Raw genomic sequence first — 12,142 nt, 5'->3', positions numbered from 1 at the left:
TTTCGTTTCAGCGTATCGCTTACATCAGCGGCGTCGCCAGCTGCACGATGCTGATCAGCGGTTGTGGGTAGATACCCAGCACCAGCACCAGCAGTGCAGAGATCAGCACCACGATACCGCCCGCGCTGTACTGCCAGTTAGACGGTGCATCGCGGTTCAGTTGCTGCGGTGCGCTCAGATACAGGCTCACAGCAACGCGCAGGTAGTAGTACAAACCAATCGCGGAGCCGACCACCACAGCGGCAACCAGCCACCACAGGTTAGCCTGCACACCGACGGCCAGTACGTAGAACTTACCGATAAAGCCCAGCGTCATCGGGATACCCGCCAGAGACAGCATCATCACCGTCATCACTGCCGCGAGGATCGGACGATGCCAGAACAGACCACGGTAGGAGAACAGAGAATCTGCATCCGGACCACGGTACGGGCTGGACATCAGGCTGACCACACCGAACGCGCCGAGGCTGCTGAACAGATAACCGGCCAGGTAAACGCCAACCGCTTCCATCGACATCTCGCCGCTCTGCAGAGCAATCAGCGCCACCAGCAGGTAGCCGAGGTGAGAGATAGAAGAGTAACCGAGCAGACGTTTGATATTGGTCTGGCTCAGCGCCATCAGGTTACCGAAGATGATGGAAGCAAAGGCAATCACGCCCAGCACGATACGTACCGCTTCGCTGTCGCCAACCGGCGCATACAGGAACAGACGCATCACCACGCCGAAGATAGCGATTTTGCTCGCCGTCGCCAGGAAGGTGGAAACCGGGGCCGGAGCACCCTGGTATACGTCTGGCGTCCACAGGTGGAACGGAACCAGCGAGAGTTTAAAGCCGAGGCCCACGATCATCAGACCGAAGCCCGCCAGCAGCAGCGGCTCATGCAGCATGCCGTCACCGAGGCTCTTACCAAGTGCAACGAACGACAGGTTGCCGGACTGTGCGTACACCAGCGCCATACCAAACAGCAGGAAGGAAGACGCTGCGGCAGACAGGATGGTGTACTTGATACTGGCTTCCAGTGAACGCTTCTGACGGAAGGCATAACCGACCAGGCCAAACAGCGGCAAAGAGATCAGTTCGATACCGAGGAACAGCGCCGCCAGATGGTTAGCATTGGCGAGCAGAATTCCACCCAGCGCGGCAATCAGCACCAGCAGGTAGAACTCTTCCCGGTTGTCGTCGTAGCCTTCCAGCCACGGGTAAGCGAAGGTACAGGTGGCAAGGCTCGCCAGCAGCACCAGTCCGGTGTAGAGCATAGCGAAACCGTCAACCCGCATCAGCGGGGTGACGTCCATGGCGCCCGCCTGGCCAACAAACCAGAGCGAAACCAGCGCGGCGTTAAGCCCAATGACCGACAGCGTGGCATTGAGGAAGTGATTGCGTCGCCACGCAATGGAGAGCATCACAACCACCACCGTCAAGCCGACGATCAGCAGCGGTAGCAGCGCAATCAGGTGTTGTGGAGTTATTGTCATGGCGATTTACGGCCTTGTAGTAGTAACGGAATTAACAAACCACTGCTGGATGTTGCTCATCGCAGAATGCGAGGTATCCAGAATCGGCTGCGGATAGAAGCCAAGCAGTACCAGAAGCACAACCAGCAACAGGATGATAAACAGCTCACGCAGCGACATCCCTGGCAGTTCAACACTGGCAATCTGGCTTTTCGCCTTACCAAAGTAAGCGCGATGCAGCATCGCCAGCGAGTACACAGAAGCAAACACCAGACCAAAGGTTGAGATCACCGTAATGACCGGAACCACCTGGTAGCTGCCGAACAGAATCATGAATTCGCCAACAAAGTTACCTGTACCCGGCATACCCAGCGTACAAACGGCGAAGAACATGGACAGTGCAGGCAACCATTTCATTTTGCCCCACAGGCCGCCCATCATACGCATATCACGCGTGTGCAGACGTTCGTACAACTGTCCACACAGAATGAACAGGCCGGCTGCGGACAGACCGTGAGCGATCATCTGGATAACCGCACCCTGGTACGCCAGCTGGCTGCCGGTGTAGATAGCAATCAGTACGAAGCCCATGTGCGATACGGAGGTGTAAGCGATCAGACGTTTGATATCGTACTGATTAAAGGCCATCCACGCGCCGTAGAAGATACCGATAACGCCGAGCCACATTGCGATAGGTGCAAACTCAGCCGACGCGTTCGGGAACAGCGGCAGAGAGAAGCGCAGCAGACCGTAAGCCGCCGTTTTCAACAAGATCCCCGCCAGGTCAACGGAACCTGCGGTCGGTGCCTGGGAGTGCGCATCTGGCAACCAGCCATGCAGCGGAACCACCGGCATTTTCACCGCAAACGCGATGAAGAAGCCCAGCATCAGCAGATATTCCACACCGTGGGACATCGGGGTATTCAGCAGCTCTTCATAGTTGAAGGTCCACACGCCGGTCGCTTTATAGTGCACAAACACCAGCGCCAGGATGGCAATCAACATCACCAGACCACTCGCCTGGGTATAAATGAAGAACTTGGTCGCCGCCGTGATACGCGTTTTACCGTCAGAGGCTTTATGCCCCCACAACGCGATCAGGAAGTACATCGGCACCAGCATCATTTCCCAGAAGAAGAAGAACAGGAACATGTCGATGGCAAGGAACACGCCGATAACGCCGCCCAGAATCCACATCAGGTTCAGGTGGAAGAAGCCCTGGTATTTTTCGATTTCATTCCAGGAGCACAGTACCGCCAGAACACCGAGCAGACCGGTCAGCACTACCATCAGCAGCGATAAACCGTCGATTGCTAAGTGAATAGAGATGCCGAAACGCGGGATCCACGGCAGGATAAACTCAGACTGCCACTGCGGAATGCCAGCGGATTGCGTCAGTGAATAGCCACCCTGCAACCACAGTTGCAGGCCAAGCGCCAGCGTCAGTCCCATGGTAATCAGCGCTATCCAGCGCGGCACCTTCACGCCAAAGCGTTCGGTCTGCCAGCACAGGAAGCCACCGATAAAGGGGATTAATATCAACCAGGGTAATAACATAGCTAAGTATGTCCCTTATATTTACTCCTGCTCAGGCTGTCTCACTCGTCAGCCCAAATCCCGGCAGTGCTCGCAATCCTCACGTACTTCAGTACGCTCCGGTTGCTCTGCGCTGGCGGTATTCGGTCTGACTTCGCCGATGACGCCTGTACTTCAGGAACAGATTTTCAACGAATTCTAAAAATTATTTTTGGGTTTGTAGGCCGGATAAGCGAAGCGCCATCCGGCAATCGTTCATCCAGCCAACAAACTCAACGCAGTACCATCAACAGTGCCAGTACAACGACAGCGCCAATGCTCATTGATGCTACATACCAGCGCAGATAGCCGTTCTCGCTTAACAGCAGGCCTTTACCTGCAAAGCGGGAAAGGATAGCCGGGATGTTCATCATTGCGTTCAGCGGATCGCGTTTCAGCAGCCAGGCGATGCCGAGGAACGGCTTAACGAACACTTTGTCGTACAGCCAGTCAAAGCCCCAGGCGTTATACCACCAAGTCCCCAGCAGACGGCCTGGCGCACTGTTGGCAATCGACGTCACCAGCGTACGTTTACCCAGCCACAACCATGCTGCGATCAAGATGCCTGCAATTGCTACGATACCGGAGGTAATTTCCAGCGTCATGACACGACCATGCGGCAGCTCGGTCGTTGCAGGCAGAACACCCTGCAGCGGCGGCACAATCAGCGCACCAACGAAGGTGGACAGGATCATCAGCACAATCAGCGGCAGATGATGGGTAATCCCCTTCCCTGCGTGAGCGTGAATTTGTTCTTTACCGTGGAACACGATGAAAATCATACGGAAGGTGTACAGAGAGGTCATGAACGCACCGACCAGACCTGCAACCATCAGATTGATATGACCGTTCGCCATCGCACCGGCCAGAATCTCATCCTTACTGAAGAAGCCTGCGGTAATCAGCGGCAGAGCCGACAGCGCCGCGCCACCAATCAGGAAGCAGAGATACACCAGCGGAATAGACTTACGCAGGCCGCCCATCTTGAAGATATTCTGTTCGTGATGGCAGGCCAGGATAACCGAGCCGGATGCCAGGAACAGCAGCGCTTTAAAGAAGGCATGCGTCATCAGGTGGAAAATAGCCGCATCCCACGCTTGTACGCCGAGAGCCAGGAACATATAACCAATCTGGCTCATGGTGGAGTACGCAAGAACGCGTTTGATGTCGGTCTGTACCAGCGCAGCAAAACCCGCCAGTACCAGAGTGACGGCACCGATAATCCCCACCAGGTGCAGGATTTCAGGCGTCATCAGGAACAGGCCATGGGTACGTGCAATCAGGTAGACACCGGCGGTAACCATCGTCGCGGCGTGGATCAACGCGGAGACAGGCGTCGGGCCGGCCATCGCATCAGCAAGCCAGGTCTGCAACGGCAGCTGCGCAGATTTACCCACCGCACCGCCCAGCAGCATCAGGGTTGCCCACATCAGCATGTTGTTACCGTCTGCAAAGTGCGCAGGCGCCAGTTCCACCATTTCGCGGAAGTTCAGCGTGCCCAGCTCGTTGTAGAGGATGAACAGCGCGAAGGCGAGGAACACGTCACCGACACGGGTTACCACGAAGGCTTTCATTGCCGCAGCGCCATTCTTCGGATCGGTATAATAGAAACCGATCAGCAGATAGGAGCACAGGCCCACGCCTTCCCAGCCGAGATACATCAGCAACAGGTTATCCGCCAGTACCAGAACCACCATGCTGGCGATAAACAGGTTGGTGTAGGCGAAGAAACGAGAGTAGCCCTCTTCTCCGCGCATATACCAGGAGGCGAACATGTGGATCAGGAAACCGACGCCGGTCACCACCGAGAGCATAGTCAGCGACAGGCCGTCCAACACCAGGTTAAAACCGATGTTGAAGTCGCCGACCGACATCCACGTCCACAGCGGCTGGCTGTAGGCCTGTTGACCATTGGCAAAGAAGTCAACACCAACAAACGCGGTCACCAGCGCCGCCAGGCCAATCGACCCGACGCCCACGGTTGCGGACAGATTCTCTGACCAACGACCGCGAGAGAACGCCAGTAATACAAAGCCAATAAATGGCAGAATAATGGTTAAGGCAAGCATGTTCATCCACGCATCTCACTTACTGAATCGATGTTCAGGTTCTGGCGACGACGATGAAGTTGCAGCAACAGTGCAAGTCCAATGCTCGCTTCAGCAGCCGCGAGGCTGATGGCAAGAATGTACATCACCTGACCATCGGTCTGGCCCCAGTAGCTCCCGGCGACCACGAAGGCCAGCGCGGAGGCATTAATCATGATTTCCAGCCCAATCAGCATAAACAGCAGATTGCGGCGGATAACCAGACCAGTTAAACCCAGTACGAATAAGACAGCCGCGAGGATCAGTCCATGTTGTAAGGGGATCATGCGTGCTCCTCCGTTTTTCTTTTCGCGCGGTCATCAGTGCGATTGCTCAGCACTTCACCGGAACGCTCTTCGCGACCAACGTGGAAGGCCACAACCAGACCCGCCAACAGCAGCATCGAAGCCAGTTCAACCGCCAGAACATAAGGTCCAAACAGGGAAATGCCGACTGCTTTCGCGCTGATTGGCGTACCGTCAATGCCCTGATCGTTAACACCCAGGATGGCATACACAATCACCACCAGCATGATGGCCGACAAAATCGCCGGGCCAATCCACACCTGCGGTTTCAGCCACTGACGTTCCTGTTCGATTTCAGAACCACCGAGGTTGAGCATCATCACCACGAATACGAACAGCACCATGATGGCACCCGCGTAGACGATAATTTCCAGCGCACCGGCGAAGTAAGCGCCTAACGAGAAGAACACCCCAGAAATCGCCAGCAGCGAAATAATCAGGTACAGCAGTGCGTGTACCGGATTGGTGTGGGTGATCACCCGCAAGGTTGCGAGAATGGCTATCAGGCCACAGATATAAAAAGCGAACTCCATTGCCCCTCTCCTTACGGTAACAGGCTCTTGACGTCGATAGGCTTAGCTTCGTTCTCTGCTTCGCCTTTATCTTTGCCGTCGATTGCCATACCTGCCATCCGGTAGAAGTTATATTCCGGGTATTTGCCCGGACCGGAGATCAGCAGATCCTCTTTCTCGTAAACCAGGTCCTGGCGCTTGTATTCACCCAGCTCGAAATCTGGAGTCAGCTGAATAGCCGTTGTCGGACAGGCTTCTTCGCACAGACCACAGAAAATGCAGCGTGAGAAGTTAATGCGGAAAAACTCCGGATACCAGCGGCCATCTTTGGTCTCTGCTTTTTGCAAAGAGATACAGCCAACCGGACACGCTACCGCACACAAGTTACAGGCAACGCAGCGCTCTTCACCGTCTGGATCACGGGTCAGTACGATACGACCACGAAAACGGGGCGGTAGATAGACCGGCTCTTCCGGGTACATCTGCGTTTCGCGTTTTGCGAACGCATGCAGGCCGATCATCCAGATACTACGTACCTGGGTGCCGAAGCCTACTAACAATTCTTTTAAGGTCATGGTCTTTGTGTCCCTTATTGCGCCTGCCAGAGAATGACAGCCGCCGTTACCAGCAAGTTGACGAGCGTCAGCGGCAGACAGACTTTCCAGCCGAAGGACATTACCTGGTCATAACGAGGACGCGGTAACGACGCACGAATCAAAATGAACATCATCATGAAGAACGCGGTTTTCAGCGCGAACCAGACGAATGGCGGTAAGAACGGGCCATGCCAGCCACCGAAGAACAAGGTAACCATCAGCGCGGAAATGGTGACGATACCGATGTACTCGCCCACAAAGAACAGACCGAATTTCATGCCGGAATATTCAATGTGGTAACCATCGGCCAGTTCCTGCTCGGCTTCTGGCTGGTCAAACGGGTGACGGTGACACACCGCTACGCCCGCGATGGCAAAGGTGACAAAACCAAAGAACTGCGGAATAACGTTCCAGATATCGGCCTGGTTATTGACGATGTCGGTCATGTTAAATGAACCGGCCTGCGCCACCACACCCATCAGGGACAATCCGAGGAACACTTCGTAGCTCAGCGTCTGCGCAGACGCACGCATCGCACCGAGCAGCGAGTATTTGTTGTTGCTCGACCAACCGGCGAACAGCACCGCGTAGACCGCGAGGCCTGCCATCATCAGGAAGAACAAGATCCCGATGTTCAGGTCAGCAACCACCCAGTTCGGACTCACTGGCACAATAGCAAAGGCCAGCAGCAGCGAGGTGAAGGCGATCATCGGTGCCAGAGTAAAGATGACGCGATCCGAGAATTTCGGGATCCAGTCTTCTTTAAAGAACATCTTGATCATATCCGCAACCAGCTGGAGTGAACCACCCCAGCCCACACGGTTCGGTCCGTAACGGTTCTGGAACAGACCCAGCAGACGACGTTCACCAAAGCTCATGAATGCCCCGCAGGTGACCACCACCAGCAGGATCACCACCGCTTTGAGAATGCTCAGCAGGATCTCAATCAGATCGGGTGTAATCCAACTCATTGTTGTGCCTCCTGCAGATCCTCAAGACGCGCACCTGCCAGAACCGGCGCGATGCCAGGCATGCCCATCGGCAAACCAACCTGCCCTGCCGTTAAGCCTTCAGCGATTTCAACCGGCAGCGTGACCGTGTTGCCATCGTAGCTGAAAGAAACGCGTGTGCCGGCATTGACACCCAACTTCGCGGCATCTGCCGGGTTGAGTTTGATGTACGGCTGCGGCATGCGGGTCTGGAAGACCGGTGCACGCTGGGACATTTCATCACTACCAAACAGATGGTAGTACGGTGCGATACGCCACTGACCATCCTGAGCCTTGAAGCTGTCCGGAATGGTAGTGAAGTAATCCAGGCCACCTTCAGATGCTTCAATCAGACGCACGCCCGGATCGCCATGACGCAGTTTACCGCCCACTTCATCCTGGAACTTGTTCCACGCTTGTGGGGAGTTCCAGCCTGGTGCCCAGGCAAACGGAATTTGTGAACGCGGTGCAGACGGCTGGTTGTTCCCTTCCATCGAGAAGGCGAACATGGTGTCTTTATCCTGCGGCTGGCGCGGCTCGTGCACACTGATGTTAGCGCGCATGGCCGTACGACCACTGTAACGGTGCGGCTCACGCGCCAGTTTCTGCCCACGAATACGGAAGCTGGCATCCGGTGCGGCATCTTTAATACCCGCCAGCTGCGGCAGCTTCTCAACGACCGCATCGATAACGTGGTCGAGCTGCGTCCAGTCCACTTCACGGCTCTGTACGGTGCTGTGCAGCGAATGCAGCCAGCGCCAGCTTTCCAGCATGATGGTGTTGCTGTCGTAATAGGACGGGTCATAGACCTGGAAGAAACGCTGTGCACGGCCTTCGTTGTTGATAACCGTACCGTCGCTTTCGGCAAAGCTAGCGGCGGAAAGCACCAGATGGGCATTTTCCATGATTGCTGTACGCTGATGGTCAACGACCAATACCAGCGGCGCTTTAGCCAGCGCAGCATTTACGCGAGTCGCTGAAGCATGGCGATGCAAATCGTTTTCCAGCACCACAACGGCGTCAGCACGACCTGTTTCCAGTTCAGTCAGCGCATCGTCAAGGGAACCACCGCCAATCATGCCCAGGCCCATGCTGTTAACAGAGCGGGCAATCATGGTGATGCCAACATCTGCGCCACGGCCTTTTAGCGCCTTCGCCACGTTGGCAGCAGCCTGAATCACTTCGGCGCTACCGGCGTTAGTACCGGAAATAATCAGCGGTTTCTTCGCCCCGGCCAGTGCCTGAACGATAACGTCAATTTTGTTCTGCAGGTCACGGTCGATGCCGTCAACTGCCGGTGCGTTGTTATCCAGCGCATGGGCGATAGCAAAACCTAAACGCGCCTGATCTTCAACCGGCGCACGGTAGGTCCATGCCGCGATATCATCCAGACGGGTGTTATCGACGTTGGTCACGAACAGCGGATGTTTGGCTCGCTGGCCAATGTTTAGGATTGCGGCGATCTGCCAGTCGGCCACTTTCTGTGCCGCTGCCATTTCACGCGCTTTCCCCTTCACCGCCTGACGCACAGCCAGCGCAACACGTGCCCCGGTCTGGGTCACATCTTCGCCCAGCACCAGAACCGCGTCGTAAGATTCGATTTCACGCAGTGCCGGGGTATGAATACCGCCGTCACGCAGCACACTCAGCGCCAGTTGCAGACGTTCCTGCTCACCCTGGGCGATACCGGTATAGAAGTTATCCGCACCCACCAGTTCACGCAGCGCGAAGTTGCTTTCAACGCTGGCACGCGGGGAGCCGATACCGATCACTTTCTTCGACTGACGCAGAATATCTGCCGCCCCCTGCATCGCCTGCTCAGCGTTCAGGGTGATCAGGTCATCACCACGACGCTGTACCGGCTGACGCGGCCTGTCTTTCAGGTTCACGTAACCATAGCCAAAACGACCACGGTCACAGAGGAAGTAGTGGTTTACGGTACCGTTGTAGCGGTTTTCGATACGACGCAACTCGCCGTAACGCTCACCTGGGCTGGTGTTACAACCAATGGAACACTGCTGGCAGATGCTCGGCGCAAACTGCATATCCCATTTACGGTTATAACGCTCGGAGTGCGTTTTATCAGTGAACACACCGGTCGGGCAGATTTCTACCAGGTTACCGGAGAATTCGCTTTCGAGCGTGCCGTCTTCCGGGCGACCGAAATAGACGTTGTCATGTGCGCCATACACGCCCAGATCCGCGCCGTCCGCATAATCTTTGTAGTAACGCACGCAGCGGTAGCAGGCGATGCAGCGGTTCATTTCGTGAGAGATGAATGGCCCCAGATCCTGATTGCGGTGAGTACGCTTAGTAAAGCGGTAGCGACGGAAGCTATGACCGGTCATTACCGTCATATCCTGAAGGTGGCAGTTACCGCCCTCTTCACAGACCGGACAGTCGTGTGGGTGGTTAGTCATCAACCATTCCACCACGCTTTCACGGAATTGCTTCGCTTCTTCGTCGTCGATAGAAATAAAGGTGCCTTCGGTAGCCGGTGTCATACATGACATCACCAGGCGACCACGCGTATCTTCCGCGTTTTGATATTGCTTCACCGCACACTGGCGGCAAGCACCGACGCTCCCAAGCGCCGGGTGCCAGCAAAAGTATGGAATATCAAGGCCGAGAGACAGACAAGCTTCCAGCAGGTTGTCCGCTCCGTTGACCTCATATTCTTTGCCGTCTACATGAATCGTAGCCATAGTCAGCATGCTTCCAGTTGGCTCGGTCATAACCGAGCGTTAATCGAATTTCTTATCGCGACACAGGGTTATCCCTGTAATCACCAGCGCTCTTTCAGCAGGTTCGGCTGAATACCACTAATCACGTGGGTATTGCTGAAAGTCTGCTTAATGCCAGCTTCGAATTCTTCGCGGAAATATTTAATGGCGCTCTGCAGCGGTTCAACCGCGCCCGGTGCGTGTGCACAGAAGGTTTTACCCGGGCCGAGGAAACGACACAGTTGCTCAAGTGTCTCGATATCCCCAGGCTGGCCTTCTCCACGCTCCAGCGCACGCAGAATTTTCACACTCCACGGCAGACCGTCACGGCACGGCGTACACCAGCCGCAGGACTCGCGGGCGAAGAACTCTTCGAGGTTGCGCACCAGCGGTACCATGCCAATCTCGTGGTCAACCGCCATCGCCAGCGCGGTACCCAGACGGCTACCTGCTTTACCGATGCTTTCGAATTCCATCGGCAAGTCGAGATGTGCCTCAGTGAGGAAGTCGGTTCCCGCTCCGCCCGGCTGCCAGGCTTTGAACTTCAGGCCATCGCGCATGCCGCCCGCGTAATCTTCGAGGATTTCACGCGCAGTCGTGCCAAATGGCAGCTCCCACAGGCCCGGATTCTTCACGCGACCAGAGAAGCCCATCAGTTTGGTGCCCGCGTCTTTGCTCTTCGAAATGTTCTGGTACCACTCCACGCCGTTGGCGAGGATAGCCGGTACGTTACACAGGGTTTCGACGTTGTTCACGCAGGTCGGTTTACCCCATGCACCAGAGCTTGCCGGGAACGGCGGCTTGGAGCGCGGGTTCGCGCGGCGACCTTCGAGGGAGTTAATCAGTGCAGTTTCTTCACCGCAGATGTAACGCCCTGCCCCGGTGTGCACGAACAGTTCGAAATCGAAACCGGTGCCCATGATGTTTTTACCAAGCAGACCGGCTTCGGTCGCTTCGGCAATCGCGCGGCGCAGATGCACAGCCGCTTCGATATACTCACCGCGCAGGAAGATGTAACCACGGTACGCTTTCAGCGCAAACGCGGAGATCAACATACCTTCTACCAGCAGGTGCGGCAGCTGTTCCATCAGCAGGCGGTCTTTATAGGTGCCCGGCTCCATTTCATCGGCGTTACACAGCAGGTAACGGATGTTCATGGATTCGTCTTTCGGCATCAGGCTCCACTTCAGACCGGTGGAAAAACCTGCGCCGCCGCGCCCTTTCAGGCCAGCGTCTTTTACCTGGTTGACGATTTCATCCGGTGACAGCCCGGTCAGGGCCTTACGCGCACCTTCATAACCGTTCTTGCTACGGTATTCGTCCAACCAGACTGGCTGTTTATCATCGCGCAGACGCCAGGTCAGCGGATGTGTTTCGGGAGTACGGATAATGTCTTTCATTTATACCGCTCCAACAGTTCAGGAATGCCTTCCGGGGTTAAGTGAGCATGGGTATCGTCATCGATCATCATGTTCGGCCCCTTGTCGCAGTTCCCCAGGCAACAGGTCGGCAGCAGCGTAAAGCGACCATCAAAGGTCGTCTGCCCCGGCTTGATGTTGAGTTTTTTCTCCAGCGCAGCCTGGATCCCCTGGTAGCCATTGATATGGCACACGACGCTGTCGCAATAGCGGATCACGTGGCGACCTACCGGCTGGCGGAAGATCTGGCTGTAGAATGTCGCAACACCTTCGACGTCGCTTGCCGGGATACCCAGCACGTCAGCGATCGCGTAGATCGCCCCATCCGGCACCCAACCACGCTGTTTCTGAACGATTTTCAGCGCTTCAATGGACGCCGCACGCGGGTCTTCGTAGTGGTGCTTCTCGTGCTCAATCGCTTCACGCTCAGCCGCACTCAGCTCAAAAGCCTCGGTTTGTGGTTGTTGATTCTCGTGCATAA

At 55.8% G+C, this 12,142-nt stretch carries 10 protein-coding genes; all 10 read right to left on the bottom strand.

The genetic code is table 11. The annotated features are described in order from the left end of the window. Positions 1–19 precede the first annotated feature (19 nt). On the bottom strand, positions 20–1,477 hold the full coding sequence (gene nuoN / locus QMN38_RS04975; RefSeq protein ID WP_003027689.1) for an NADH-quinone oxidoreductase subunit NuoN: 1,458 nt from the start codon (positions 1,475–1,477) through the stop codon (positions 20–22). Between the two features lie 6 nt (positions 1,478–1,483). After that, positions 1,484–3,013: an NADH-quinone oxidoreductase subunit M gene (gene nuoM / locus QMN38_RS04970; RefSeq protein WP_005129465.1), complete on the bottom strand. Its 1,530-nt coding sequence runs from the start codon at positions 3,011–3,013 to the stop codon at positions 1,484–1,486. 251 nt (positions 3,014–3,264) lie between these two features. Then, positions 3,265–5,106, bottom strand: coding sequence for an NADH-quinone oxidoreductase subunit L (gene nuoL / locus QMN38_RS04965; protein ID WP_323604632.1), 1,842 nt, complete (start codon positions 5,104–5,106; stop codon positions 3,265–3,267). After that, positions 5,103–5,405, bottom strand: a complete 303-nt coding sequence (gene nuoK, locus QMN38_RS04960) for an NADH-quinone oxidoreductase subunit NuoK (protein WP_006683663.1) — start codon at positions 5,403–5,405, stop codon at positions 5,103–5,105. The genes nuoL and nuoK overlap by 4 nt, the downstream gene beginning before the upstream one ends. Then, the gene (gene nuoJ, locus QMN38_RS04955; RefSeq protein WP_003028059.1) at positions 5,402–5,956 is read right to left on the bottom strand and encodes an NADH-quinone oxidoreductase subunit J; all 555 of its coding nucleotides are present in this window, start codon (positions 5,954–5,956) and stop codon (positions 5,402–5,404) included. The genes nuoK and nuoJ overlap by 4 nt, the downstream gene beginning before the upstream one ends. An 11-nt stretch (positions 5,957–5,967) precedes the next feature. Then, positions 5,968–6,510: an NADH-quinone oxidoreductase subunit NuoI gene (gene nuoI, locus QMN38_RS04950; RefSeq protein WP_005129470.1), complete on the bottom strand. Its 543-nt coding sequence runs from the start codon at positions 6,508–6,510 to the stop codon at positions 5,968–5,970. Between the two features lie 14 nt (positions 6,511–6,524). Further along, entirely contained in the window at positions 6,525–7,502 is a 978-nt protein-coding gene (nuoH, locus tag QMN38_RS04945; protein ID WP_003028063.1) for an NADH-quinone oxidoreductase subunit NuoH, read from the bottom strand. Next, positions 7,499–10,225: an NADH-quinone oxidoreductase subunit NuoG gene (gene nuoG / locus QMN38_RS04940; protein WP_271455131.1), complete on the bottom strand. Its 2,727-nt coding sequence runs from the start codon at positions 10,223–10,225 to the stop codon at positions 7,499–7,501. The genes nuoH and nuoG overlap by 4 nt, the downstream gene beginning before the upstream one ends. 80 nt (positions 10,226–10,305) lie before the next feature. Beyond that, complete coding sequence (nuoF, locus tag QMN38_RS04935) at positions 10,306–11,643, bottom strand: NADH-quinone oxidoreductase subunit NuoF (RefSeq protein ID WP_202038192.1); 1,338 nt, start codon at positions 11,641–11,643, stop codon at positions 10,306–10,308. Next, positions 11,640–12,140, bottom strand: coding sequence for an NADH-quinone oxidoreductase subunit NuoE (gene nuoE / locus QMN38_RS04930; protein ID WP_006683660.1), 501 nt, complete (start codon positions 12,138–12,140; stop codon positions 11,640–11,642). Before nuoE ends, nuoF begins: the two co-directional genes overlap by 4 nt. Positions 12,141–12,142: the final 2 nt, after the last annotated feature.

The organism is Citrobacter sp. R-1.5.2 (assembly GCF_035064245.1).
GTDB lineage: Bacteria > Pseudomonadota > Gammaproteobacteria > Enterobacterales > Enterobacteriaceae > Citrobacter.
The sequence above is the reverse complement of the archived record's forward strand: the minus strand, read 5'-3'. Positions and strand labels throughout refer to the sequence as shown.